Origin of the sequence: Nocardia sp. NPDC059691, from assembly GCF_042733915.1 — a bacterium.
Classification (GTDB): Bacteria; Actinomycetota; Actinomycetes; order Mycobacteriales; family Mycobacteriaceae; genus Nocardia; species Nocardia sichangensis.
On the sequence record NZ_JBHWFB010000010.1, the window covers coordinates 38,556 to 63,407 of the forward strand.

22 protein-coding genes and 1 pseudogene are annotated in these 24,852 nt (G+C 67.4%); 18 read left to right on the plus strand and 5 right to left on the minus strand.

All coding sequences use genetic code 11. The annotated features are described in order from the left end of the window. Positions 1-4: 4 nt before the first annotated feature. Entirely contained in the window at positions 5-1,417 is a 1,413-nt protein-coding gene (gene mycP, locus ACFV2O_RS22090) for a type VII secretion-associated serine protease mycosin (RefSeq protein ID WP_379253417.1), read from the minus strand. Then, complete coding sequence (gene eccD, locus ACFV2O_RS22095) at positions 1,395-2,852, minus strand: type VII secretion integral membrane protein EccD (RefSeq protein ID WP_379253418.1); 1,458 nt, start codon at positions 2,850-2,852, stop codon at positions 1,395-1,397. Before eccD ends, mycP begins: the two co-directional genes overlap by 23 nt. Positions 2,853-3,078: 226 nt before the next feature. Between eccD and eccA the strand changes: the two genes are divergently transcribed. The 13 genes and pseudogenes from eccA (at position 3,079) to ACFV2O_RS22160 (ending at position 15,553) form a co-directional block, all read left to right on the plus strand. Beyond that, entirely contained in the window at positions 3,079-4,899 is a 1,821-nt protein-coding gene (eccA, locus tag ACFV2O_RS22100; RefSeq protein WP_356967624.1) for a type VII secretion AAA-ATPase EccA, read from the plus strand. A 489-nt stretch (positions 4,900-5,388) separates the two neighbouring features. Then, entirely contained in the window at positions 5,389-6,204 is an 816-nt protein-coding gene (locus ACFV2O_RS22105; protein WP_379253419.1) for an SDR family oxidoreductase, read from the plus strand. 91 nt (positions 6,205-6,295) lie between these two features. Continuing rightward, positions 6,296-7,522, plus strand: coding sequence for an acyl-CoA dehydrogenase family protein (locus ACFV2O_RS22110; RefSeq protein WP_356967620.1), 1,227 nt, complete (start codon positions 6,296-6,298; stop codon positions 7,520-7,522). A gap of 11 nt (positions 7,523-7,533) precedes the next feature. Next, complete coding sequence (locus tag ACFV2O_RS22115) at positions 7,534-7,671, plus strand: hypothetical protein (protein WP_379253667.1); 138 nt, start codon at positions 7,534-7,536, stop codon at positions 7,669-7,671. Then, on the plus strand, positions 7,631-8,707 hold the full coding sequence (locus ACFV2O_RS22120; RefSeq protein WP_379253420.1) for a phosphotransferase family protein: 1,077 nt from the start codon (positions 7,631-7,633) through the stop codon (positions 8,705-8,707). The genes ACFV2O_RS22115 and ACFV2O_RS22120 overlap by 41 nt, the downstream gene beginning before the upstream one ends. 81 nt (positions 8,708-8,788) lie before the next feature. Continuing rightward, positions 8,789-9,200, plus strand: a pseudogene (locus tag ACFV2O_RS22125) (alcohol dehydrogenase catalytic domain-containing protein); the annotation flags it as partial. A 96-nt stretch (positions 9,201-9,296) separates the two neighbouring features. Beyond that, a complete protein-coding gene (locus tag ACFV2O_RS22130) occupies positions 9,297-9,986 on the plus strand; it encodes a TetR/AcrR family transcriptional regulator (protein ID WP_379253655.1) in 690 nt (229 codons plus the stop codon). 605 nt (positions 9,987-10,591) lie between these two features. After that, positions 10,592-11,476, plus strand: a complete 885-nt coding sequence (locus ACFV2O_RS22135) for a hypothetical protein (RefSeq protein WP_379253421.1) — start codon at positions 10,592-10,594, stop codon at positions 11,474-11,476. A 35-nt stretch (positions 11,477-11,511) separates the two neighbouring features. Beyond that, positions 11,512-12,435: an alpha/beta hydrolase gene (locus ACFV2O_RS22140; protein ID WP_364433993.1), complete on the plus strand. Its 924-nt coding sequence runs from the start codon at positions 11,512-11,514 to the stop codon at positions 12,433-12,435. A gap of 133 nt (positions 12,436-12,568) precedes the next feature. Beyond that, complete coding sequence (locus ACFV2O_RS22145) at positions 12,569-13,279, plus strand: hypothetical protein (protein WP_379253656.1); 711 nt, start codon at positions 12,569-12,571, stop codon at positions 13,277-13,279. A 50-nt stretch (positions 13,280-13,329) separates the two neighbouring features. Beyond that, entirely contained in the window at positions 13,330-13,665 is a 336-nt protein-coding gene (locus tag ACFV2O_RS22150) for a hypothetical protein (RefSeq protein WP_379253423.1), read from the plus strand. Positions 13,666-13,729: 64 nt separating this feature from the next. Next, the gene (locus ACFV2O_RS22155; protein WP_379253424.1) at positions 13,730-15,259 is read left to right on the plus strand and encodes a long-chain fatty acid--CoA ligase; all 1,530 of its coding nucleotides are present in this window, start codon (positions 13,730-13,732) and stop codon (positions 15,257-15,259) included. Between the two features lie 144 nt (positions 15,260-15,403). Further along, positions 15,404-15,553, plus strand: coding sequence for a hypothetical protein (locus tag ACFV2O_RS22160; RefSeq protein ID WP_379253425.1), 150 nt, complete (start codon positions 15,404-15,406; stop codon positions 15,551-15,553). 386 nt (positions 15,554-15,939) lie between these two features. Here ACFV2O_RS22160 and ACFV2O_RS22165 read toward each other — a convergent pair whose 3' ends face one another. The 3 genes from ACFV2O_RS22165 to ACFV2O_RS22175 form a co-directional block, all read right to left on the minus strand. Further along, on the minus strand, positions 15,940-16,173 hold the full coding sequence (locus ACFV2O_RS22165; protein ID WP_379253668.1) for a hypothetical protein: 234 nt from the start codon (positions 16,171-16,173) through the stop codon (positions 15,940-15,942). Beyond that, positions 16,107-16,454, minus strand: a complete 348-nt coding sequence (locus ACFV2O_RS22170; RefSeq protein WP_379253427.1) for a CSLREA domain-containing protein — start codon at positions 16,452-16,454, stop codon at positions 16,107-16,109. Before ACFV2O_RS22170 ends, ACFV2O_RS22165 begins: the two co-directional genes overlap by 67 nt. A 153-nt stretch (positions 16,455-16,607) precedes the next feature. Then, positions 16,608-17,963 (minus strand): MFS transporter, encoded by a 1,356-nt coding sequence (locus ACFV2O_RS22175; protein ID WP_379253428.1) that lies wholly within the window; start codon positions 17,961-17,963, stop codon positions 16,608-16,610. A 533-nt stretch (positions 17,964-18,496) separates the two neighbouring features. On the opposite strand from ACFV2O_RS22175, the gene ACFV2O_RS22180 reads away from it, so the two are divergent. From ACFV2O_RS22180 to ACFV2O_RS22200, 5 genes are all read left to right on the plus strand, one after another. Next, positions 18,497-20,152: an ABC transporter substrate-binding protein gene (locus ACFV2O_RS22180; protein ID WP_379253430.1), complete on the plus strand. Its 1,656-nt coding sequence runs from the start codon at positions 18,497-18,499 to the stop codon at positions 20,150-20,152. A 3-nt stretch (positions 20,153-20,155) separates the two neighbouring features. Continuing rightward, positions 20,156-21,160 carry an ABC transporter permease gene (locus tag ACFV2O_RS22185; protein ID WP_356967601.1) on the plus strand — a complete coding sequence of 335 codons (1,005 nt, stop codon included), beginning with the start codon at positions 20,156-20,158 and terminating at the stop codon, positions 21,158-21,160. Beyond that, positions 21,157-22,008 (plus strand): ABC transporter permease, encoded by an 852-nt coding sequence (locus ACFV2O_RS22190; RefSeq protein ID WP_355074376.1) that lies wholly within the window; start codon positions 21,157-21,159, stop codon positions 22,006-22,008. Before ACFV2O_RS22185 ends, ACFV2O_RS22190 begins: the two co-directional genes overlap by 4 nt. Next, positions 22,008-23,657: a dipeptide ABC transporter ATP-binding protein gene (locus ACFV2O_RS22195; protein ID WP_379253433.1), complete on the plus strand. Its 1,650-nt coding sequence runs from the start codon at positions 22,008-22,010 to the stop codon at positions 23,655-23,657. Before ACFV2O_RS22190 ends, ACFV2O_RS22195 begins: the two co-directional genes overlap by 1 nt. A gap of 94 nt (positions 23,658-23,751) precedes the next feature. Continuing rightward, positions 23,752-24,657: a LysR substrate-binding domain-containing protein gene (locus tag ACFV2O_RS22200; protein WP_356967595.1), complete on the plus strand. Its 906-nt coding sequence runs from the start codon at positions 23,752-23,754 to the stop codon at positions 24,655-24,657. The last annotated feature ends 195 nt before the right edge of the window (positions 24,658-24,852 follow it).

A 24,852-nucleotide genomic window follows, 5' to 3' on the forward strand; every position in this document is an offset into this window, starting at 1 on the left:
CCGTTCAGTCGTCGCCGGGCAGAACGAGCGGCATGCGCTGCTTGCGGCGGAAGGGGATCGACAGCGTCGAGAAGATGGCGAGCAGGGTCAGGCAGATCGCGGCGCCCGTCACGCCGATGCGCCGCGGCCACGGGTTCACCGGTGCGATCGGGGCCGGGCCCGCGATCTGTTCGCCGGCCGCCGGATCATGGAGCGGCGGATTCGGCAGTACGGCGGTGAGCGCGGCTACCGGATCGACCATGCCCGCGCCGATCCGGGCGTCGTGGCCGTCGCCGGGGGCATGCGCCGTGCCGATGATGCGATCCATCACCTCTTTGGCGGACAGCTGCGGAAAGCGTGCGCGCACAAGGGCCGCCAGGCCTGCGACGTAGGCGCTGGAAAAGCTGGTTCCCGCCACCGGCGATACCTGACCGTCGGCTTGTGGGGTGCCGTTGACCAGGCCGGTGCCACCAGGTTTGCTGTCGAGTGAAATCAGGTTGCTGCCGGGGGCGGCCACCGAGACCCACGGCCCGTACAGCGTGAACGGCGACGGCGAGCCGTCCGGCTCGACCGAGGCCACCGAAAGGACATAGGGCGAGAACCACGCGGGCGTCGCGATCGTTCTGACCGAATCCCAGCCGGCGCCGTTCTGCTGCTTGCACGCGCCCTGCGATTGCAGGTTTCCCGCCGCCGCTACCACGAGGACATCGCGGTCGTAAGCGTATTTCAATGCGGCGCCGAGCATCCCGTCCACCGGGCCGGCACCGGCGGGCCGGCAGGACACTTCGGAGATGTTGACGACCGTTGCGTGCAGATCCACCGCGCGGACCACGGCATGCGCCAGGGTGGCGACGGTGCCGTACCCACCGGCCGACATGCCATCGGGCCGGTCATTGCCGTAGCTGTTCTTGGCTTGATAGGCCAGGCTGGTCTGCCGGATCGCGAGCACCGTGGCTCCCGGCGCGACACCGGCGAAACCATCGCCACCGTCCGGGGACGGGTGTGCGGCGATGATCCCGGCGACCAGGGTGCCGTGCCCGTCGCAGTCGGTCGTGCCGTCGGAATCGGAGACGTAGTCCCCGCCCGCGTCGACCGTCAACCGCGGATGGCGAGTGACTCCGGTGTCGATCACCGCGACAACCTGTCCCGCGCCGCGACCGAATTCCCAGGCGGCGGCGAGCCCGAGCGCCTTTTGGGCGGCGGGCACCCCAGCCGGAGGTGGTCCCGTCCAGTTGGGTTCCGAGCACAGCAGTCGCTGTTGCGAGGGTTCCGGCGGGGCCACCGGGGCGCCGGTGATCAGCAGGCCCGGATCGACCCCGGGCGGAGCGACGGCCCTGGCTGGACCGGTGGGCAGCAACGCCGCCGTGATCGTAAGTGCCGCGACGGCGAGCGCGGCCGGTGCCGATCGTGCGTGGTCACGCATTGCGGGCCAGGGCATAGACGTCGATGATCCAGAACACCAGTGGCCCGATCAGGCAGATCATGAGGTACTCCAGCAGCTCGCCGGCCCGCTGCACGACCGGCGAGATCTCGAGCTTCGGCCCGGCCACCCCGATCAGCAGCGCGAGTGCCGCGACGACGAGCAGCGCGCCCGCAGCGGGCAACGCGGCATCGGTGAGTTGGGTGCCGAGCAGCACCATCGGCGGGATCAGCGCCGAGCAGCCGCCGAGCACCAGCAGCGCGGCCTGGGTGAGGTCGGAGAAGGCACGCCCGCGCCGGGCCAGCACGATGCCGACCGCGACCGCCAGCAACGCGGTCTGCCAGAGGTGGTCCCGGGCCGTCGCGACCACCATGATCGTCGCGATCACCGTCACCGTCACGATCCCGGCGATCATCCCGGACTGATAGTCGTTGGCCCGGCGGGCCCGTTCGCCCAGCCCGGCCGCCGAGGGAATCGAGGTCGCGCCGATCGCGCCGATGCCCTCGATGGTCGGTCGGGGCTCATGGTCGCGCGGATCGATCACTCCGCCCGCGGTCGGCACCGGCGGCACCGGCAGCCGCGCTGCCGCGACCGCGATCCGCGGCGTCAGCGTGATGCCGAGCAGTGCGAAAAAGACGACTCCGGCCGCGGTTTTGGACGGTGCCACCTGCCATACCGTGGTCGTACCCGCGGCGCCGAGGCCGAACGCCGCGATCGTGATGACGGCGGTGAACATGGTTGGGCGCACCGCGATCACCCGCATCGCGATCGTCGCGAGCAGTATCGTGACGGCGCAACTCAGCAGCAGGTGCGGTGCGCCCGGCAGACCGGGCACGAGCGCCGCGGCCCCGGCGCCCATCAGCAGCAACCCGCACAGCGCCAGGACCGTGGCGGCCAGTGTCGCGGCATACCACCGGGCGACGAGCCCGGCTCCGACCAGGACTAGGAGCCCGAACCCGCTGCCCGCCGCCCCGGCCCATCCGCCGGCCCCGTGTCCCGCCGCGTACAGCAACAGGAGGCAGGCGCTCGCGACCGCGGCGATCGCGCCGCCGAGCCCGGCCAGGCCCGCGGACTCGGCGGTCCAGCCGCGAAACGAGTTGTCGGTCAGCCGGGCCACGGCGTCGATTACGTCATCGAAGAGCGCGGGGGAGTCGACCGAATCCACTGCGGCCAGCACCAGCAGGTCGCCGTCGAAGACCTCGGCCTCGGTGAGCGTCCGGACCGGGTCGATCGCGGTGTGGCCCAGCCGGGACAGCGTCCAGTGCCGGGCGACCAGCGGCCCGTCCTCCTCGTGTTCGGACAGGTCCGGATTGCGAGAGGCGATGAGTGTCACCACATCTGGAATGAAATTGGCGATCGGGATCGTGGCGGGCAGCGCGACATCGACCTGAGTATTCCCGCCGATCACCGAGACTCTGCACAGCTGCGGCTCGATCGCCGTTGACTCGATCACGTGATGACTCCCGAATTCCCTGGTTACGACGATCAGGAAGGTAGCAATCACGGTGCCGCGCGGCGGTGGCCCGACGCGGAGTTCGCTTTGTCGTAACCCGCGGTGTGGCAACGACATGCGGTTATCGCGTCGAGCCCGCGCGGCGGGGTGAACTGTCCGTGAATGGCCGGTGCTCGCCGTCCGGGTTCGCTGGGCTGGACAGCCGAGTCCGCGCTAATTTCCGGGCATGTCAGCGATTCGGCAAGCGCAACAGGTCTTCGATGCGGGCGTCCTCTCGCTCGGTCTGATGGTCGACGGCCAGCAAGCCGCGAAGAATCTCGAGTACGCCAAAGTCGCCTTCCGCCGGGCGACCGAGCTCGATCCCGACATGTGCGACGCCTGGCTCGGGCGCGTCGCGGCCGGGGACGCCACCCAGGAAGTGCTACGCCAGTTACACCGCACCTCGACTACTTCGCATCTGCGTGAGCAGCGCCGTCTCGGTCTCCCGCCGCGGCAACTGGCCGGTCGGTTCCAGATCGGCCAGTACATCGACTATCCGATCGCCAGCCTCACCGAGATCTGGCTCGCCCAGGCGATGCATCTTGTCGAGGACCGGGATTTCGATGCGGCCGAACGCGTTCTCGACGAACTCGACGAGCGTCGCAGGCAGCTGACCGAGGATCCCGACCGTGCCGTCGACGACAAGGTCTGCGCCTATGCGCGCGGCGTGCTCTATTTCACCGGTCAACTGTGGCAAGAGGTGATGGGCGTGCTGGCCGGGTCGGCCGACTGGCAGGACCAATACATGGCGGCCGGCGCGCACGTCATGGTCGGCACCGCCTGCGCCCACCTCGGCCTCTTCGGCGAGGCGACCCGCAGGCTGGAACTGGCCGAGCGCGGCCCGATTCCGGCGGCCCGGACCGCGGCCATGTACTGCCGTGGGCTGGCGTTGCGCGAACAAGGCCACGAGGACGAGGCGCGGGCGTTGTTCGAGACCGTCTACACGCAGGTCCCCGGGTTCGCCGCCAACGCCACCGCGATGCGCGATCCCAAGTTCCGGATCATGGTGACCACCAAGGAACAGATCGAATCACGCACCGACCGTTGGGATCCGGCGTCCGCGCCGTCGCTGGCGGAGGCGGCCGAGGAGGAACAGCATCACAGGGCCGAGCTGATCCTGGCCGCCGCCCGCGCGGAACTGGCGGCGCAGATCGGCCTGGGTGCGGTCAAGGTGCAGGTCGCCAAGCTGCAGTCCTCGGCGATGATGGCCAAGATCAGGGCCGAGAAGGGCCTCAACAGCATGCCCCGCGGCCAGCATCTCGCCTTCACCGGCCCGCCTGGCACCGGCAAGACCACCATCGCCAGGGTGGTGGCCAAGATCTACTGCGGGCTCGGGTTGCTGAAAACCGACAAGGTCGTGGAGGCCAAACGATCCGACTTCGTCGGCCAGCACCTGGGTTCGACCGCGATCAAATCCAACCAGCTGATCGATTCGGCCATGGACGGCGTGCTGTTCGTCGACGAGGCCTACACCCTGATCCAGGCGGGCCTTTCCGGTGGTGACGCCTTCGGGCGCGAGGCCGTCGACACCCTGCTGGCGCGGATGGAGAACGATCGCGACCGCCTTGTCGTCATCATCGCAGGCTACGACGGCGAGATCGACCGCTTCCTGGCCAGCAACGACGGCCTGTCCTCCCGCTTCGCCAAGCGCGTGAAGTTCGACTCCTACTCGCCCGGCGAACTCTGCGAGATAGCCCAATTCATCGCCGCCAGACGCGATTCTGCCGTATCCGACGATGCGGTCGAACTGTTGCGCGAGTCGTGCGCGACGCTCTACGCCACCGAAGGCACCGACCAGAGCGGCCTGCCCCGCCGCGGCGTCGACCTCGCCGGCAACGGTCGATTCATCCGAAATGTCATCGAAAGTGCAGAGGAAGAGCGCGAATACCGCCTAGCCATGGACGACAGCCTCGACCACCGCGCGCTCGACGAAGAAACCTTGATGCGCATCGAGGCCGACGATATGCGCAAGGCACTGGAAGTGGTGCTCTCAACCCTGATGCCCTGAGTGCAAACACAACTGGAAGTAGCAGCATCTCGCCGAGCTTGTTGCTGGCCAGACGGCGAAGTTCGCCAACTTGTACGACGTCAGCCACGAGCGCGAGGACGTCGCGCGACTTGTGTCGGAACGGTCGAGGCGGATGCCGGGAACCTTCCACCAGCTACCGCGAGACAGGTATGAAACAGCATGAAGTCACCTCTTTCGTGACCCGTCTGCTGATTCCTTCGACATCTATCGAAGCGCACCTTGGTTGCTTCGCGCCACCCTGCGCGTTCGCAGGGAGCGGGGGTGGGTGGCGTGACCAACGGAGGTGTGGTCATGTCCGGCTCGCGATGAGGCGGCACTGGAGCCGATTCTCGGCGCGTGGCAGTGCTTGAAACTGACGTCGACTTCAACTATACAGATGTCAGGGGCCGCATCGGGTCCAGCTGGTAGTAGGAGCCGTCCGTTCGGATGTGGCGGCGCGCCCCCATCGACACGAAAGCAGGTTCGGTAGTGCAGGTTGCAGGCAAGGTCGCCATTGTCACCGGTGGCGGCGGAGGCATCGGCGGCGCTATCGCGCGGGCTCTCGTCGGTGCGGGTACCCGCGTAGTCGTCGCAGACCTGCACGCATCTACCGCTCAGGCCGTCGCCGACCGGATCAACGCCGACCATCCCGGTACCGCGGTGTCCGCCGGCGCGGACGTATCGGACACCGAGGCGATTCGCCAACTCATCGCGTTGGCTGACAAGCACTTCGGTCCCGTCGACATGTACTTCGCCAACGCCGGAATCGTCGGTGCGCCTGGGCTCGAGGCCGACGAAGCCGCCTGGAGCCTGGCGATCGACGTGAACCTGCGCGCCCACATCCGGGCCGCGCAGTTGCTGGTCCCGGCATGGGTGGAGCGGGGTGCGGGCTACTTCGTCAGCACCGCCTCCGCGGCGGGGCTGCTCACCCAGATCGGGTCGGCCACCTACGCGGTCACCAAGCACGCCGCGGTCGGTTTCGCCGAGTGGCTCAGCGTCACCTACGGAGACCAAGGGGTGCGGGTCAGCTGCCTGTGCCCACAGGGCGTCAATACGAAGCTGCTGTTCGGTGGGGAGTCCGGGGAAGTCCTCGGCGCCGCGGCAACCCGCGCCGTCACCAGCGCCGGTGAGGTGCTCGAACCGGCCCAGGTCGCGGCCGACGTGATCGCCGCGATCGACGACGAGCGTTTCCTGATCCTGCCGCACCCGCAGGTGCTGGACATGTACCGGCACAAGGCCGCCGACTACGACCGATGGCTGCGCGGCATGCGGCGCTACCAGACGAAGGTGCTGGCGCAGGACTGAGGTCCTCCCGCGGCATCGACCTCGTCGAGGCTGACGTCGGCCACAACGAGCGCCGCACCCCCGATTCCCTCCGGACCCGTCAGGAGTTCTCATGTCCCTGTTCGACATCTCCGAACGCGCCCAGCAGTTGCAGAACGAACTGCTGGATTTCATGGATGCACACGTATACCCGGCCGAGACCGTGTACGAGGAGCAGATGCGCGCGGCCGGCGATCCACATTTCCATCCGCCGATACTCGAGGAACTCAAGGCCGAGGCGAGAAGGCGGGGCCTGTGGAACCTCTTCCATCCACATCCTGCCACCGGTGCCGGACTGACCAACCTCGAGTACGCGCCGCTGGCGGAGATCATGGGCCGCAGCCACATCGCGCCCGAGGCGTGCAACTGCAACGCCCCCGACACCGGCAACATGGAGGTCCTCGAGCTCTTCGGCACCGAGAAGCACAAAGAGAAGTATCTGAAACCCCTGCTCGACGGCACTATGGCGTCCGCGTTCGCGATGACGGAGCCGGGTGTGGCCAGCTCCGATGCCACCAATGTCGAACTGTCTATGGTCAAGGACGGTGACGAATACGTCCTCAACGGCCGGAAGTGGTTCGCCTCCAACGCCCTCCACAAGAACTGCAAGGTCATGATCGTCATGGGCAAGACCGATCCGGCCGCCCCGACGCACCGGCAGCAGTCGATGATGGTGGTACCGATCGACGCACCCGGTGTGACCGTGCTGCGCAACTTGCCGGTCTTCGGTTACGCCGACCGAGAAGGTCACGCCGAGATCGACTTCAAGGACGTACGGGTTCCGGTCGAGGACCTCCTCAAAGGCGAGGGAGAGGGCTTCGCGATCAGCCAGGCCCGGCTGGGCCCCGGTCGCATCCACCACTGCATGCGTGCCATCGGCGCGGCCGAGCGCGCGCTGGAACTGATGTGCAAGCGCGCCCAGTCGCGCGTCACGTTCGGCAAGCCGATCGCCGACAATGCCAACATCCAGGACTGGATCGCCGAAGCGCGCATCGACATCGAGATGATCCGGCTACTCACCCTCAAGGCCGCATATCTGATGGACACCGTCGGTAACAAGGAAGCACAGACCGAGATCGCCGCGATCAAGGTCGCCGCCCCGGCCATCGCGCTGAAGATCGTGGACCGGGCCATCCAAGTGCACGGTGGCGCGGGCGTCACCGACGACTTCCCGCTCGCCATGTCGTACGCACACCTGCGGACCCTGCGCCTGGCCGACGGCCCGGACGAAGTGCACAAGCGCGCTATCGCCCGCCGCGAACTGCGCCAGTACCGCGACCTGCGACCGGACGGTATCTGAGCATGACTCCCATGCCGTCGCGTGCCAGAGCGTCTTTTCTGGATCTGAGCGGCAGAACCGCGATCGTCACCGGCGCTTCGCGCGGCATCGGCGGCCAGCGGCTCGGCGATGTGGCGCCTTACCGGAACGGAGCGACGCTCGGTGCCTGAGACCTCGGCGCGAGATGTGATCGGCATCGATCCGACGGCGGTCACCCGCTGGTTCGGCGACCTCGGGATCGAGTTCGCCGGCCGGCTGGGCTTCCACCGGATCGGTCTCGGTCAGTCCAATCTCACTTACCTCGTGCGGGACGACGACGGTCGGCGCTGGGTGCTGCGCCGGCCCCCATTGGGGCACCTGTTGGCCTCGGCACACGACGTCGCGCGGGAGGCGCGGATCATGTCCGCGCTCGCGGGCACTTGCGTCCCTGCACCGCGGATCCTCGGTGTCGCGGAGAATTCCGCGATCTCCGACGTGCCGTTGGTGCTGATGAACTTCATCGACGGCCAGGTCGTCGACACGATGGAGATCGCGGAGTCACTTCCTCAGCGACGGCGTCGCGAGATCGCGGAGTCCCTGCCGCGCGCCCTCGCGCAAATCCACGCCGTCGACCTGGAGCAGACCGGACTGTCCGATTTGGCGAGCCACAAGCCGTACGCGCGACGCCAACTCGCGCGGTGGTCCGGCCAGTGGGAGAAGTCCAAGACCCGGGAATTGCCCGAACTCGACGATCTGACCCGCAGGCTGATGGCCGCGGTGCCCCAGCAGACCGAACTCGCGCTCGTGCACGGCGACTTCCACCTGCGCAACGTGATCGTCGCCCACACGAGCGGCGAGGTCGTCGGCGTGCTGGACTGGGAACTGTCCACGCTCGGAGATCCGTTGGCCGACATGGGTTCCATGCTCGCCTACTGGCCCGAGCCGGGGGAGGACACGGGGGGAGACTTCCCGGTCTCCACACTCGCGGGATTCCCGAACCGGGACGAACTCGCCCGGATGTACCTCGACGAGACCGGCCGGGACCCGCAGGCGCTGAAGTTCTGGCACGCGCTCGGTCTGTGGAAGGTGGCGATCATCGCCGAAGGTGTCCTGCGCCGGGCGATGGACACTCCCGCGAACAAGGCCGCAGCCGGCACCCCGACCGTCGAGCGCATCGATGCTCTGGTCCACAAGGCCATCGCCATCGCCGACGCCGCGGGGATCTGAATCCCCGACCATCGGCACTTGTCAGGAGAAACTTATATGAAGGCATGACGCGTCAACGAACTCGGCGAGCCGCGGGACGTCCTGAAGCTCGAGGACGTCGCCCAGCCGACCGCCGGTGACGGACAGGCAGGGTGAAGGTGTTGGCTGCTCCGGCCAACTTCCCAAACGTGCTGCTCGGTCGCGGCCAGTACCAGGTCAAGCCGCCACTGCCGTTCACTCCGGGTGTCGAGCTCTGCGGCGAGGTCGTCGCGGTCGGAGCCGGTGTCGGACGCGCCGTGGTCGGTGATCGGGTCGTCGGCACCACCGCACTGCCGAGCAGCGCATTCGCGGAGTACGCGCTGATAAACCGAGCGCAGACTTCGTGCAAGCAGTCAAGGAGTTCACCGGCGGCCACGGCGCGGATGTCGTTTCCGACCCGGTCGGCGGCGACGCCTACAGCGGGTCGACCAAGTGCATCGCCTTCGAAGGCCGGATCGTCGCGATCGGCTTCGCCCTGAACCGTGGCTCCGCCGCAATGGTCGACGTCGCCTGCGGTTCGCCGCGGCATGATCTGGCGAGCTCCGATGGTTGCGTTGCTATAACTGTTCCCATGTCACGATCGACCGCCGGGGAAGAACCCGAGGGCCCGCCGCCGTCCATGGCGAACTCCGCGCTGCTGCGCGAGCTTCCGGCTACCGGTCGGGGATTGCGGACGCGCTCGGCCTTGATCGCAGCTGCCCGTACGGTGTTCGAGCGTTCGGGCTACCTCGACACCCGGCTGGTCGACATCACCACAGAGGCCAAATGCTCGTCCGGCACCTTCTATACGTACTTCTCCAGCAAGGAGGAGATCTTCGCGGCTGTCCTCGAGTTGGCGCAGGAAGACATGATGCATCCAGGAATGCCGCATCTGGACCCCGACGCCGACCCGGCTGGGATCATCGAGGCGAGCAACCGGGCGTACTTCGAGGCGTACAGGCGCAATGCCAAGCTGATGGCGTTGCTCGAACAGGTAGCCAGCATCGACCCGGAGTTCCGCAAACTGCGTCAGCGGCGCGCGGAGGCGTTCGTTCGGCGAAACGCCCGCAGCATCGAGTCCCTGCAGGCGCGGGGACTCGCGGACACGGAGGTCGATCCGCTGTTGGCCTCGCGCGCACTGTCCGGGATGATCAGTCGGCTCGCGTTCGACTACTTCGTGACCGGTGAAGACGCATCGGAGGATCTGAGGGTCGACCTGGACGAACTGACGCGCATCGGAACCCGGTTATGGGTCAACGCGCTGCGCATCTCCCCGCTGTGAGCCAGGCCCGTCCGAGCCGCACAAAGCACCTTTCAGGCGACCTCCGCGCTGAATGGTGCTCATCATTTCCCGCCTTTTCCGGTCGTTTCTGTGTGATTTCGTGTGTCGTGTGACCGGTCGCAGGCCGGTGTGCCAGACGGTGGTACTCGAACTTTCGGCGAACGGCGAACCGTCGTCTTCGACAATATAGCTCCCGGCCCACCGGCCGGGGTCGCCCCCGACAAGGTCGTCGAAGCCCCCGGGAGCCCTGCGGGTCGAGCGACAGCCGACACCGGCGCCTCCGGGAGTTCCGCCGTTCCGGCAGGACCGTAGATGACGTTGATTTCGGCTCAAGACTTGACGTAGGTCACAACTTGATGTTGAGTTCAGCTTCAATGTTCGGCCCGCCGGAGGGAGGGTCGAAGCCTAGATCCGAAACACGACGATCGAGGGAACTGCATGGCCCCACTCCTGACTGTGAACGATCTGTCTCGCAGGCTTCTGGTCGCGGGCAGGCCGCTTCGCGAGGTCGGTGTCGCACCCGCCGCAAGCGAGGGCGCCGGCCCGGTCGGCGAGCTGCGATGAGTTCCGTGACCTTTCTGCCAGTCGAATTCGAAAGAATGACGATGTCCACTGTTTCGCCGGAGACCGCCCGGCTCACCTTCCGTGCTCTCGAACTGATTCACGGGATGATCTACTTCAGCCCGCACGGGCAGGAGTGCTATGCCGAAATCGGCTTGCAGGGGCGGGCCCCGACATATTTCGCGCCCCGCTCGGCAGCGATGGGCCCGGTACCCGCGGAAGTCGCCGTCGCGACATTCTTCAACTTCAATCCGGTGGCGGTGCGCTCCGCGCTGCCCGCGGCCTGGCACACCGCCACGCCCGGGCACGTCCTGGAGGCACGGTACGAGGCCGTCGACCGCTCGCTGCGCCAAGCATGGGGCGACGACGTCGACGGTCCAACGGTTCGGGAGGCGGCCGATCTCGCACGCCGTGCCGCCGAACGCGCCTGCGATCGGCCTCAGGGACGTCCGCTGTTCGCCGGACACGCGCAGCTGCCGTGGCCGGACGCTCCGCACCTGGTGCTGTGGCACGCGCAGACTCTGCTGCGCGAATTCCGAGGCGACGGACACGTCGCGCTGCTGTTCACCGAAGGCCTCGATGGGATGGAGGCGCTGATCACGCATGCCGCGACGGGGGCCATCAGCGCGGAAGCCCTCCGCGTCAGCCGGTACTGGAGCGAAGAGGAGTGGGCCGCAGGCATCGAGCGGTTGCGTGCTCGCGGGTGGCTTCTGGATGGGCCCGGACTCGCCCTCAGCGAGGAAGGGCGGCGGCGCCGGCAATCGATCGAGGACCGGACTGACCAGCTCGCCGTGTACGCGTACGAAGCAATCGGATCGGAGGGGTGTTCGCGTCTAGGCGAGTTGGGCATGCCGCTGACGAAGGCGGTTGCGCAGGCCGATCTGGGTTTCCCGGCCGAGCTGATCGCCCGGTACCGGGACGGCCGGTGACCGGGGCGCCGAGGCTCGAGCAGGAGGAGGTGCGGATGACGGTCGATGTTGCGGCGTGGCAGGCGCTCGGATCTCGGCGGATCGCCACGAACGGGATCGAACTGCGGGTCGTCGATCATGGCGAGGGACCGGTGGTTGTCCTCTGCCACGGATTTCCCGAACTCGCATTCTCGTGGCGTCATCAGGTTTTCGCCCTCGCCGAGGCCGGGTATCGCGTGATCGCCCCGGATATGCGCGGCTACGGAGGCAGCTCGCGGCCGTCCGAGATCGAGGACTACGACGTATTGACGATCTGCGCCGACCTGGTGGGACTGTTGAACGCCCTGGGCGTGGAGGATGCCGTGTTCATCGGACACGACTGGGGTGCCGCGGTGGTCTGGCAGATGGCATTGGCCTATCCCGGCCGGGTGCGGGCGGTGGCTGGACTGAGCGTTCCACCGGCGCCGCGCGCGCCGGTTCCACCGCTGGGGATTCTGCGTTCCCGGCTGGGAGATTCGTTCTACATGTGCTGGTTCCAGGAGCCGGGAGTCGCGGATGCCATGCTCGCGCAGGACGTTCGATGGACACTCCTCAATAACGACACTCCCTCGCCGCAGGCTCTGGCACGGCGGCCGAGCGGAGAACTACCGCGTCCCCCGTGGTTGTCGGAGGACGAGCTGCGGGTATTCGTTGAGGCGTTCGAGCACACGGGCTTCAGCGGAGGACTGAACTACTACCGGAACATGGACCGGAATTGGGAGCTCACGGCCCCGCTCGACGGTCACGTCATCACGCAGCCCTCGCTTTTCCTGACCGGTTCCAAAGATGCGGTTCGCATGTTCATGCCGGCCGAAACGATGACATCGGTCCTCGCGGATCTGCGCGAAAACATTGTGATCGCAGGCGCCGGCCATTGGATTCAGCAGGAGCGACCAGCGGAAGTCAACGAGGCGCTGGTCAAATTCCTCGATTCCATCTGATGTGGATGGAGTCGGGCGCGATGCGCGGGAGCGGTCGAAGACGGTTTCGTCGGCGGAACCGAATCGAATCGCACCCGTGCGTGTTCGCAGTCTCTCGAACGTCTGGTTCGAGGCACATAGAAGAAGGAAAAAGATGAGGAAAACGATTGCAGCAGCGTCGCTGCTCGTCTCGACGCTCGGCATAACCGCCGGAACAGTATCGGCGGCACCGGCCGATACCGCGGCGGTCGGTTACAAGGTATCGGTCGGAGAGCGGTCATCGGTGATCGATCTCGCGGCCGGCTCGATTGCCGTCGAAGAGGGGGTGCTGAAGATCAAGGCCCCCGGCGGTGCTGTAGTGGCGGGTTCGGAATTGTCTTTCCGGGTCGATGATTTCGTCTTCCCGATCGCCGCCGAAATCCGCGACCGCACTGCTACCTTGACGCCGCAGTTCGACCTCGAGCACGCCGCCTACAAGCCGGTGGCGCTGCCCTACGAAGACCAGGCTCCCTGGAAGACCCAGTACGACCGGGAACAAGCCGCTTGGGCGCGACTGTCCTCCACGATCCTCATGGGCGCGACGATCGGTACCGCCGTCGGCGGCATCGGCGGCGCGGCTGTCGGTTGCGTGCTGGGCGGGATCGCCGGGGCGACCGTCGCTTCCGCGGCGATTATCGGCTTGTTCGGAGGCTTCATTCCGGCAGCCGCCATCGGATGTGTGGGCGGAATCATGGCCCTCGGCGCGCTGGGGACGTTGGCAGGCCAGATTCTCGTCACCGCTCCGGTCGCGATCATGGCGGCAGTCCAGTACTTCACGACGATCAACCAGCCGATGCCGGCCCCGGCCCCGGCCCCGGCGAAGTGACGCCAACCCTGCCCAGCCGGTTTCGCCGGCTGGGCAGGGTCTGGGCTTTCATGACAGACTTCGCCGCCACGAAGCTGCCGAACCTCGGCTGGAGTGCGGACGAGGCCTCTCCGGTAGCGGTCATCGAGGCGAGCAACCGTGCCTACTTCGAGGCGTGCCCTCGAAGAGGAAACCTCGCTGGACGACCTCGTTCGAACGGCTACCCGCCTGTGGGCCAACGTGTTGAAAATCGACGGGGCCGCGAGCTGAGTGAACTGGCCGGGGACCGCGTCGTCACCGGAAATACCGGCGCAGTCCCGGTGCGACCGTTAGCGGCTGTTCTGGTCGCATCACACGGTTTCCTTGCCGATGCGGTTGTCGCAGATTTCCCTTTTGACAGTTATTGAACTTGACGCCGAGTTCAATTACGGTGCGAGGGGGATTACCAGCTAGGCCAGAAGGAGGAATCGGATGGTCAACGTCGCCGGTCCGATGTGGAAGAACGCGCTCGATCGGCCCGAGGCGATCGCGATCAGGGCGCAGGGCGAGGAATGGAGCTATGGCCGGCTGAAGGACTCGGTGGCGGCCTTCGCGGGTGCACTGCGCGCCGCCGGGATCGACAGTCGCGACCGCGTACTGCTGGTGGCCCCGAGCGTCCCCGAATTCGTTGTTGCCTACATGGGCGCGCACCTCGTCGGCGCCATCGTCATCACCATGAACACGATGGCGACCGGAGCCGAAATCGGTTATGTCCTCGACGATTCCACGGCACGCTTGGTGATCGCGTGGCACGAGGCGACGACATCGGCCGACACGGCCACGCGGGAGCGCGGACTCCCGCTCTGGGTGCTCGAGCCGGGCGCACAGCGTGATCGGACGGAGCCGCTGTCCGAACCCGTCGATCTCGCCCCGGATGATGTCGCGGTTCTGCTGTATACCTCCGGTACCACCGGGAAGCCGAAGGGCGTAGAGCTCACGATCGCCAACCTGCACGCCGCGTCGACGATCTTGATCGACTACCTCGGGGTGACCAGCGAGGAGCGGATGGGCACCGCGCTGCCGCTGTTCCACGTATTCGGACAGTCGGTCGTCATGAATACCGCTCTGCACCTGGGTGCGTCGCTGTCGCTGCTGTCGCGGTTCGATCCCGGCCGCATGCTCGAGATGGTGCGCGCGGACGAGATCACCCTGATGTCGGGTGTCCCGACGATGTGGAACGCGATGCTGCACGCCGGAGGGGACTTCGGGCCCGAGCAGTTCGGGAGTCTGCGGATGGCTTCGTCGGGCGGTGCCTCACTCCCCGGGGAGGTCATCCGAGCTTTTCGCGCCCGGTTCGGCTGCGAGATCATGGAAGGCTATGGGCTTACCGAATCGTCGGGAATAGCGACGTTCAACCCCGTCGGGAAGGGCCCGAGGGTGGGTTCTGTGGGTCTTCCGTTGCCCGGCATGCGAATCGAAGTCCGGGACGCCTCGGGCTCGGTACTCGCTCCCGGCGAGGTAGGCGAGTTGTACCTGTCCGGTCCGACGATCATGCGGGGATACTGGAACCGGCCGGAGGCCACCGCATCCGACCTGCGCGACGGCTGGCTCGCCACCGGGGATCTCGGCAAGGTCGATGACGACGGCTATGTCTACATCATCGACCGGGCCAAGGACATGATCATCCGGGGCGGCTACAACGTCTATCCCCGTGAAGTCGAGGAAGTGTTGTACGGGCACCCCGATATCGTCGAAGCGGCGGTGATCGGTGTGCCCGACGAGCACTACGGCGAGGAGGTCGCCGCGGTGATCGCCCTGGCGCCCGGAGCGGAGCCGACACCGGATGAACTGCGGAGTTGGGCCAAGGAGCAGCTGTCGGCATACAAGGTTCCACACCTGTTCGCGTTCGTGGACCAGTTGCCGAAGGGCGCCACCGGAAAGATCCTGAAGCGGGCGATCGACTGGAAGTCGCTGCCAGGCCTGAACGATCCGGCGGACAGGGGAGCGGTTGCCCGTCGGTGAGCTGGGCGGCTTACGCCATCGAGGTCTCCCCGCGCCTTGATGGGTGTGACGCAGGTGTCGGCAGGACAGGCCTGTCGTCCCTGCGTCACCCGGCTCGTGAAGTCTGTGCCGAGCCGTGCGCGCACTCTGATATGGAAGATGTGGGTGCGACGCAGAAAGTTGCTGGAACCGACTCTGACGACCTTGCCGCACGGGCCGCACAGCCTCGCTCGTGATCTGGTGACGGGGTCGCAGCGTCAGCGGCTGTTGTTCGGTGTGACCGTCGTTGTCGCGGATCGCGGCTATCTCATCTGATGATCGATCATCTCGAGCAGGTGATGAGGCAGGCGCTCTCCGAACCACTCGAGGCCCTCCGGCGCTGGATCCGGGCGTATCGCACCCTGTTGCGTGAGGAACCATAGTTTGCCCGCTCGTTCTATTTGGAGACCGCCGTGGCCGGGTCGCGTGCGGTCGAGTCCTTCGAACGATGCCAGCGCTGGTTCGCCGGATTCATCCGGTCATGGCGGGAAGCGGCAGGCCCCGTCGATCCGCCCATCCCCGCCTTCGCATATCTGGCGGTGACCGATGCGGCCAACGAGGCCGTGCGCCGGATCTTGCGTGACGGCGGGGATTTGCTCGCGCTCGAGGACGCGGTGATGTACATCCACCGCGCATTACTCGGGCCGGTTACGCCTGCCGAACTAGGACACGACTCTGTCGCCTGCCTCGGTGAGCTCGCAGGAAGCGTCGTCGCTGGTGTTGCCACCCTCGGAGACAATCCGCGCGAACGCCGTGGCGCAGTTGGCCGATGCGATACCGGAGGTGTTCGCCCTGATGGTGGAGTTCCGCACGGTCGGCGCGGTGAGGTTCAGGTCTCCCGTGGTCGGATCGGCGTTGCGGCCCTGCACTTTCTGCGGGTCGGGCGGTATCGCCAAACATAGCGGCCGACCGGCACCACGATCGTGCTGCCCGGACGGGCATTGGCCACCTGCACCGCGGCGCGCAGGGTGCAGGTGCCAGAAGCCGTGCGGCACAATCCGCTTCCAGGATCGGCCGCGGTTTCGTCCGCAGTGGTGTCGACTGTGATCACCACCGGCGTATCCCCACCGGGCGCGCCGTCGGCGTGGGCCGTTCCGGGGAATCCGCCTGCGGTTCCAACGGCCAGGGCTGTGATGGCGGCAGCGCCGGCCGCCGCGGCGGATGTTCTCGTCCTCATGAGGGTCTCTGATCAATCATGAACCTGAAGTTGTAAACGCTCGCGTATAAGTCAGGTACGTGAGCGTTTACAACTATGCGGCAGGTCAACGCCCAGTGGCGGCGTTTACGTGAATCCTGTTGGCAGTTATCCAGATCGACCGGACGACGCTGATCAGGACGGCACGGAGACGGAGGCGTTCCCGCCGGCCGTCGCGGGCTGCTCGGCCGACACGGTTTCCGGCAGTGCCCATGCGCAGCCGAGCGTGCACAGCGCCATGACCATGAGGAAGGCGGAGACCGATGCTGTCGAACCGGTTGCCGCCAGCAGCGCGGTCATGAGGAAGGGCGTGCCACCACTGACCAGGATGGCGGCCAGCTGGTAGGACAGCGTTATGCCGGAGTAGCGGATTCGGGGCTCGAACAGTTCCGCGAGATACGCCGCCAACGGGCCGTACACCAGCCCGGAGCCGATGCCGCTGCCGACGGTGGTCGCAATCATGATCGCCGTGAGTGAGCCGCTACCCACCAGCCAGAAGAAGGGGAATGCCCACAGCGCCATGAGCGCTGCCCCGATCAGAATCAATGGGCGGCGACCCACACGGTCGGACAGCGAGCCGGCGAGATAGATGATGGGCACTCCGATGGCCGAGGAGAGCAGAGAGACGGCCAGCAGGCTGTTGCGGGCCAGGCCGAGTTCGCGCACACCGTAATCGAGCACACCGGCGACGCTGATGTAGAAGATGGCGTTTGTTCCGAACAACAGCCCGGCGCCGAGCAGAACCCGCTTCGAGCGCGTGCGCAGTACTTCGAGAATCGGGGCCTGCGCGACCGCGGTCGAGGCCACGGCGGCTTTGGTTTGCAGCCGGCGGAACTCGGGGGAGTCCTCGATGCGGAGTTGGATGAACAGCACCACCGGGAACAGCGCGGCGCTGGCCAGGAACGGGATACGCCAACCCCAGCTCAGAAAGTCGGCACCCTTGACGTGTGCGCTGACCAGAAGGAACGCGCCGGTGCCCAGTAGCAGGCCCAAGGGCACGCCCATCTGGCCGAAGGTGCCCGCTTGGCCCTTGCGGTTCGGCTTGGTGGTTTCGGTGAGCAGCAGGGTGACCCCGCCCCACTGGCCTCCCACGGCGATGCCCTGGAGGAACCGCAATGCCACCAGCAGAATCGGCGCGGCCACGCCGATCGTCTTGGAGGTGGGCAGCAGGCCGATCGTGCAGGTGGATGCGGCGACCAGGATCAGGCACGAGACCAGTGCCGGCTTGCGGCCGAAGGTGTCGCCGATGTGCCCGAAGATCAGTCCGCCCAGTGGCCGTGCGATGAAGCCCGCCCAGAAGGTGCTGAAGGACAGCAAGGTGCCCATCAGCGGCGACGCATGGGGAAAGAACAGCTTGCCGAATACCAAGGCAGCGGCTGTTCCGTAGATAAAGAAGTCGTACCATTCGATCGAACTGCCCACCAGGGCAGCGGCCATGAGGCGCCGTAATTTCTTCTGGTCCGGGCTGCCGGAATCCGAATTCGGAGTCATACCTATCTCCAGGGTGAGAAACGAACCTGATGTGACGCGGGTCACCGTCAGTGGTCGGCACGCTACTTGAAGTTGACGTCGTATTCAATAGATTCCGCGAGATTCTCGGCATGCACTCCGGCATGGGCCGGTCCGGGGTGTGATGCTCACGCGGCTGTGTGAGCGGGGAACCGGCCGGGCGCTGGACCACACGGTGATCCCGTTCCACCGTGCGGAGACCGGGCATTCCTGGTTTCACGAAAACTGAACGATTCTCGAAGACGAGCTTGGTTGTTCCGGCTACCGGCGCTGTGCAGACTGCACTGTGGATCGCCGGTGCGGTCCGCTGTCCGTCGAGCGGTGAAGGAGCGTGACCATGCGATTCGCGGTGTCCACGCGCTCGGCGGTGCGGCAGGCGTTCGCCGACTGTTGTCGCTGACGCGAAACCACTTCGCGCGCCGCCCCGGACGGTTTGTTCCCGGGGTTCTCGGCCACCACTTCGCCACCCACGGCATTCGCCGCAAGGGGACGGCCACTCGTCAGGAGTTTGTCAGATGTCATCACGCAGGTTCTCGAGGGCGGCGGCGCTCATCGCCGTCACCATCACCGCCGCGGTGCTGGCCGGATGCGCGGCGCCGGCCAACCGGGTCGCGGGCGGCGGCGACGGCGGCACGCCGGTCGCGGGCGGGACATTGCGGTTCGCGGTGCTGGACGCACCGGCCAACCTCGATCCGCATTCGGGCAGTTCCTACCCCGAATCGCTGATCACCAGCAATATCACCGACAAGCTGACCTACCAGAACCCCGAGACCGGCGCCATCGAACCGTGGCTGGCCACCTCATGGGACATCGATCCCGAGCTCACCCGATTCACCTTCCATCTGCGCGACGACGTCACCTTCAGCGACGGGTCGAAATTCACCGCGGATTCGGTGAAGGAGAACTTCGACCTGCTCGGTTTCGGCAACAAGGAACTCGGCATCGTGCCGGTGACCGCGTACTGGGTCGGCTACTCCGGCACCCGCGTGCTCGACCCGCGCACCGTCGAGGTAGCCTTCACCCGCCCGAATGCGGGCTTCCTGCAGGCGCTCTCGCTCTACTTCTCCGGCATCCTCGGGCACACCACCCTGCAGCTGCCCAAAGAGCAGCGCAGCTTGCCGCAGAATCTGGTCACCACCGGGCCTTTCACCGTCACCGAGCACGTCTACCAGCAGAAGACGGTGCTGAAGAAGCGTTCCGGGTACAACTGGGCGCCTGCCAGCCGTAAACACAACGGCGAGGCGTATCTGGACGCGGTGGAGATTTCGGTGATCCCGGAGGCCGGTGTGCGCACCGGAGCGCTACGAGCGGGCCGGGTGGACGCGATCCTGGATGTGAACAACACCGACGAGGCGCCGCTGACCCGCGAGGGCTACCGGATCGTGCCGCAGCTCATTCCCGGTCGCGACATCGCCTTCGACTTCAAGACCGACCTGTTCCCCACCAACGACCGCGCGGTGCGCGAAGCGGTCAAGCTGGCCTGGAATCGTGACGCGCTGAGCAAGACCGTGCTCACTTCGAGCTACAAGGTGTCCAGTTCGGTGCTGTCCGAACGGGTGCCGGGCTACGTCGACTTCTCCGGCACACTGAAGCAGGACCAGCGTAGGGCCGAGCAGATCCTGGAGGACGCGGGCTGGCGCAGGGGCGCCGACGGCATCCGCGTCGACCGCGACGGCCGCAGGCTGGAACTGGCGCTGATCGGCATCAACAACCTGGTGAACAACAAGCCTGCCTACGAGCTGATCCAGCAGGACCTGCGCAAGATCGGCGTCGACCTGAAGCTGAACGTGCTGCCGATCCCGGACTACCAGGCCGCCATCACCCAGCCGCAGCGCTGGAACATCCAGGTGGCCAACCAGAGCCGCGCGGACGTCGCGGTGCTCGAACAGGTGTACTCGCCGCAGTTCGGCAACATGGCCAAGCTGGCCCAGGGCGATCCGGTCTACCAGCAGGCGATCGACACGCTCGGCGCGGTCAGCAAGACCATCGACCCGCAGCGGCGGGCGGCCGCGGCCCAGGCGGCGCAACGGTTCCTGTTGGAGGACCAGGTGCTCACCGTGCCGGTGTACAACCCGGCCCAGGTCACCGCGGCGAATCCGAGGGTGCACAACGTGGGCTACGAGGCGCAGTCGCGCAACGTCTTCTACGACACCTGGATCGAGCCGAGGTAACCGATGTTCCGCTATGTGCTGGCCAAACTCGGCCAAGCGGTGTTCGTGGTGTGGGGCGCGTACACCGTGACGTTCGTGCTGCTTTACGTGCTGCCTTACGACGCGGTGGATCTGTTGTTCGACCCCACCCAGGGTGACCTCGTCACCGAGCAGGACAAGCAGAACGCGAGGGAGTACTACGGACTCGACCACGATCTGCTCGGCCAATACCTGAACCGGCTGTTCGCGGCCGCCCGCGGTGACTTCGGGGCATCCACCCGCACCGGCGAGCAGGTGTGGCCGCTGATCATGTCGGTGCTGCCGCAGACCGCGCTGCTCGCCGCCTGCGCGCTGGTCCTGGCGGTGCTGCTGGCGCTCGCGGTCACGTTGATCTCCGCCTACACGCGCGTGCGGTGGCTGAGCGGCCTGTTCGCCGCGCTGCCCGCGGCGGGTGTGTCGGTGCCGGTGTTCCTGGTGGGATCGGCGATCCTGCAGGTGTTCTCGTTCCAGCTCGGCTGGTTCCCGCCCATCGGCAACGACGGCTTCGCGGCGCTGGTGCTGCCAGCGGTGACCCTCGCCATCCCCGTCGCGGCGCCGATCGCCCAATTGCTGCTGGAGAACGTCACCGGCGGCCTGCGCTCCGGTTACGTGACCGTGTCGGTGGCCAAGGGCGCGACGCGGCTGTGGGTGCTGGTGCGCGATGTGCTGCGGAACGCGGCACTGCCCGCGCTGACCATCGCGGGCGTGACCTTCGGCAATCTGCTCGCGGGCGCGGTGATCGTCGAGACGGTGTTCTCCCGCTCCGGTCTCGGCAGGCTCACCGAGACCGCGGTGCGCACCCAGGACGTGCCGCTGGTGCAGGCGGTGGTGGTGTTCGCGGCGCTGGTATTCGTCGCGGTCAACTTCGTGGTGGATTTGCTGTATCCGCTGCTGGACCCGCGCCTGCGCAGCCGGTTGCGCCCGGCGGCGCGCAGGGCGCAGGCCCCGGCGTCCACCGCGCGGCCGAACGGGCAGGAGGTGACCGCATGAGCGCGCCGACCGCAACGGCTCGCACCGTGACCCGGTGGCCGCGGCGGCTGCTGCTGGCCGCCGCGGCCGCCCCCGGGCTGACGCTGGCCTGGCTGGTCGTCGGCGTGGTGCTGGCCTGGGCGGTGCTGCCGTCCTGGTTCACCGGGCACGACCCCCTCGAGGGCGACTCGTCGGTCAGCTTCGCCCCACCCGGCCCGGCCCATCCGTTCGGCACCGACCGGCTCGGACGCGATCTGCTGGCCCGCGCGATCTACGGCACCTCCACCACGGTGAGCGCGACGCTGCTCGCCGTCGCGCTCGGTTTCCTCATCGGCGCCGCGATCGGCCTGTTCAGCGGCTTCGTCGGCGGCCGGATCGACGCGGTGATCATGCGCTGCGTCGACGTGCTGCTGGCCATCCCCGGCCTGCTGCTGGCCATGACGGTGGTCACCGCGCTCGGCTACGGCACAGTGAACATCGCCGTCGCCGTGGGTGTTTCGGCGATCGCGGCGTTCGCCAGGGTGATGCGGGCGCAGGTGCTGAAGGTCGCCGCCTCCGACTATGTCGAGGCCGCCTACGGGTCCGGTGCGGGTTTCGGGCGGGTGGTGCTGCGGCACGTGCTGCCGAACTCGGTATCGGCGGTGCTCGCGCTGGCCGCGCTGGAGTGCGGCTCCGCCGTGCTGGCCGTGGCCGCGCTCGGTTTCCTTGGCTACGGCGCGCCGCCACCGCAGCCGGAGTGGGGTCTCGCGGTGGCCGAGGGCCGCGACTACCTGGCCACCTATCCGTGGATTTCGATCCTGCCCGGCGTGCTCATCGCCGTGGTCGTGTTGTCGGCCAACAGGATCGGCCGATCGTTGGGAGAATCGTGATGGGCACGAACGAACCGCTGCTGCGCGTCGACGACCTGCGGGTGCGCTACCGGTCCGCGCACGGCTACGCCGTCGACGGGGTGTCCTTGGCCGTGCGCCCCGGCGAATTCGTCTCCATCGTGGGCGAATCCGGCTCGGGCAAGAGCACCACCGTGCACGCCGCGCTGCGGCTGCTGCCGGACTCGGCCCTGGTTCGAGCGCGGGCGCTGGAACTCGACGGCCAGGACGTCGCGCGGTGGCGGGAACGCAGGCTGGCGCGGCTGCGCGGCCCGTTCGTCGGATTCGTCCCGCAGGACCCGGGCACCTCGCTGAACCCGGTCAAGCGGGTGGGGACCCAGGTCGGCGAGGCGCTGCGGCTGCATCGGCGCGTCGACGGCGCCGCGGCCCGCGAGCTGGCCGTCGCGAAGCTGGAACTCGCGGGATTGTCCGATCCCGAGCGGGTGTACCGACAGTATCCGCACGAGCTGTCCGGCGGCATGAAGCAGCGGGTGCTGATCGCGATCGCCCTCGCCAACGACCCCGCCCTGCTGGTGGCCGACGAACCGACCTCGGCACTGGATGTGACGGTGCAGCAGGTCATCCTGGACCATCTGGCGCGATTGCGCGCCACACTCGGGCTCGGGGTGCTGCTGGTCACCCACGACCTGGGCGTGGCCGCCGAGCGCTCGGACCGGTTGATCGTGATGCGCGATGGGCGCATCGTCGAGGAGGGCGCGACCGCGGGCATCCTCGCCGCGCCGAGCACCGCGTACACCCGCGAGCTGGTCGCCGCAGCGCCCTCCCGGCACAGCGAACCGCTCACGCCGACCGGCGCCACGGCCCGCAGGACACCCGACCGCGGCTCGGTCGTGCTCCAGGTGCGCGCGGTGGCCAAGACCTTCGGCGGGCAGGTCCGCGCGGTGGACGACATCTCCCTGGACGTCGTCGCTGGATCGACCCACGCGGTGGTCGGCGAGTCCGGCGCGGGCAAGTCCACGCTGGCCCGGATCGCGGTGGGACTGACCGCACCGGACACCGGGGAGGTCCTGTTGCACGGCGAGCGGATCAGCGGATTGTCCCGCAGGCGGTCGCGGCCGATCCGGCGCGAGATCCAGTTCGTCTACCAGAACCCGTATTCCTCCCTGGATCCCAAGTTCGACGTCGAGACGATCATCGCGGAGCCGCTGGTATCGCTCGGGCTGCTGTCCGACCGTGCCCGGCGACGACAGCGCGTGGCCGAACTGCTGGACGCGGTGGCGCTGGACCGCTCGCACCTGCGTCGCAGGCCCGCCGAACTGTCCGGCGGGCAGCGGCAACGGGTGGCGATCGCCCGTGCCCTGGCCGCCGGACCGCGGATGCTGGTGCTGGACGAGGCGGTCTCGGCGCTGGACGTGTCGGTGCAGGCGCAGATCCTGCAATTGCTGGTCGATCTACAGCATGAGCAACGGCTCACCTACCTGTTCATCACCCACGATCTCGGCGTGGTGCGGCTGATCGCCGACGACGTCACGGTGATGCGTGGCGGGCGAATCGTGGAAACGGGTCCGGTGGCGGCCGTTTTCGCCGAGCCGTCGGCGGAATACACGCGGCTGCTGCTGGCGGCGGTCCCCGGGGCGCCCGCGCGTAAGCCGGAAACCCCTTTGCCCGTGGGCGCGCTGTCACCGACTTGATCCCGCACAGAATCGTTCTGATCGTAAGCATTTCCTCCACCGTTGCCGAGGCCGATGATCATGATCCGGAACAGGCAGCGAAAGCGAGGCAGTCGTGTACGACATCCGGCGTCTTATCCTGTTGCGGGATCTGGCCGAACGCACGACCATGACCGCGGTATCGGAGCTGCACGGCATCACGACCTCGGCGGTGTCGCAGCAGTTGCGCATCCTCGAGGACGAAGTGGGCACCGTGCTGACCCGCAGGGAGGGCCGGGTGCTGCGCCTGACCCCGGCGGGCCGGGTGCTGGTCGACCACACCTCGCGGATCATCGCCGCGCTGGAGGAGGCCGAGAGCGCGGTGGCGGCCACCGCCGAGAAGGTCACCGGGGTACTGACCCTCGCGACGTTCCGCACCGCGCAGTCGCGGCTGGCGCTGCCCGCGGCGGCGCAGTTGCGCGCGGAGTACCCGAATCTGCGGGTGCGGGTGGTGGACCTGATGCCGGTGGACTCGGTGCCCGCGGTGCGGCTGCAGGAGGTGGATCTGGCCATCACCTACGCCTATTCCTTCCGCGCCCGCGACCTGCCGCTCGGCCTGAGCTCGGAATTCCTGTTCGGCGACCCGCTGGTGCTACTGGCGCCGGACGGAGTACGGGAGCGGGTCCGCCAGCACGGACTCGCGGCGGTCCGGGACGCGGACTGGATCGCCGCGCGCGACGGCGCACCGTCGATCGTCTCGGTGCTCTACGCCTGCCGCGAGGCCGGTTTCGCACCCCGCATCGAGCACCGCAGCGGCAGCTTCGCCGGAATGGCCGAGATGGTCGAGTACGGGCTGGGCGTCACGATCGTGCCGGAGATGTCGGTCGACGACGAGCACCGCCACCTGATCGCCTGCACGGTGGCCAACGGGACACGGCAGATCGGGGTCACCTACCGGCAGGCGTCGCTGGAACGTCCCGCGGTCGCGGCCGCCATCCGCGCCCTGCGCACCCTCGCCAGCCCGCAGCGATTGGCGTCGTGAACCGCGTCCGGACCGTCGAGAAAAACTAAACAATTCTCGTAGGACGACTGCCTTGTTCGCCGGTTTCACGCTTCCGATACTGGGATCGCAGGCGGCGCGAACGAAAGGAGTCCCCGTGACAAAGTATGAAACACGTTGGGGCACAAAACGTTCAATGCCGTTCCGCTGTCGCCGGTGACGCCGGAATTCCGTCAC

Excerpts from the sequence above, each read along its gene's own strand:
- ACFV2O_RS22150 (WP_379253423.1), top strand. The coding sequence starts at position 13,330 with ATGACAGACTTCGCCGCCACGAAGCTGCCGAACCTCGGCTGGAGTGCG.
- ACFV2O_RS22185 (WP_356967601.1), top strand. The coding sequence starts at position 20,156 with ATGTTCCGCTATGTGCTGGCCAAACTCGGCCAAGCGGTGTTCGTGGTG.
- eccA (WP_356967624.1), top strand. The coding sequence starts at position 3,079 with ATGTCAGCGATTCGGCAAGCGCAACAGGTCTTCGATGCGGGCGTCCTC.
- ACFV2O_RS22115 (WP_379253667.1), top strand. The coding sequence starts at position 7,534 with ATGCCGTCGCGTGCCAGAGCGTCTTTTCTGGATCTGAGCGGCAGAACC.
- ACFV2O_RS22145 (WP_379253656.1), top strand. The coding sequence starts at position 12,569 with ATGAGGAAAACGATTGCAGCAGCGTCGCTGCTCGTCTCGACGCTCGGC.
- ACFV2O_RS22120 (WP_379253420.1), top strand. The coding sequence starts at position 7,631 with ATGTGGCGCCTTACCGGAACGGAGCGACGCTCGGTGCCTGAGACCTCG.
- ACFV2O_RS22130 (WP_379253655.1), top strand. The coding sequence starts at position 9,297 with ATGTCACGATCGACCGCCGGGGAAGAACCCGAGGGCCCGCCGCCGTCC.
- ACFV2O_RS22175 (WP_379253428.1), bottom strand. The coding sequence starts at position 17,963 with ATGACTCCGAATTCGGATTCCGGCAGCCCGGACCAGAAGAAATTACGG.
- ACFV2O_RS22135 (WP_379253421.1), top strand. The coding sequence starts at position 10,592 with ATGTCCACTGTTTCGCCGGAGACCGCCCGGCTCACCTTCCGTGCTCTC.
- mycP (WP_379253417.1), bottom strand. The coding sequence starts at position 1,417 with ATGCCCTGGCCCGCAATGCGTGACCACGCACGATCGGCACCGGCCGCG.
- ACFV2O_RS22180 (WP_379253430.1), top strand. The coding sequence starts at position 18,497 with ATGTCATCACGCAGGTTCTCGAGGGCGGCGGCGCTCATCGCCGTCACC.
- ACFV2O_RS22110 (WP_356967620.1), top strand. The coding sequence starts at position 6,296 with ATGTCCCTGTTCGACATCTCCGAACGCGCCCAGCAGTTGCAGAACGAA.
- ACFV2O_RS22140 (WP_364433993.1), top strand. The coding sequence starts at position 11,512 with ATGACGGTCGATGTTGCGGCGTGGCAGGCGCTCGGATCTCGGCGGATC.
- ACFV2O_RS22190 (WP_355074376.1), top strand. The coding sequence starts at position 21,157 with ATGAGCGCGCCGACCGCAACGGCTCGCACCGTGACCCGGTGGCCGCGG.
- ACFV2O_RS22155 (WP_379253424.1), top strand. The coding sequence starts at position 13,730 with ATGGTCAACGTCGCCGGTCCGATGTGGAAGAACGCGCTCGATCGGCCC.
- ACFV2O_RS22170 (WP_379253427.1), bottom strand. The coding sequence starts at position 16,454 with ATGAGGACGAGAACATCCGCCGCGGCGGCCGGCGCTGCCGCCATCACA.
- ACFV2O_RS22195 (WP_379253433.1), top strand. The coding sequence starts at position 22,008 with ATGGGCACGAACGAACCGCTGCTGCGCGTCGACGACCTGCGGGTGCGC.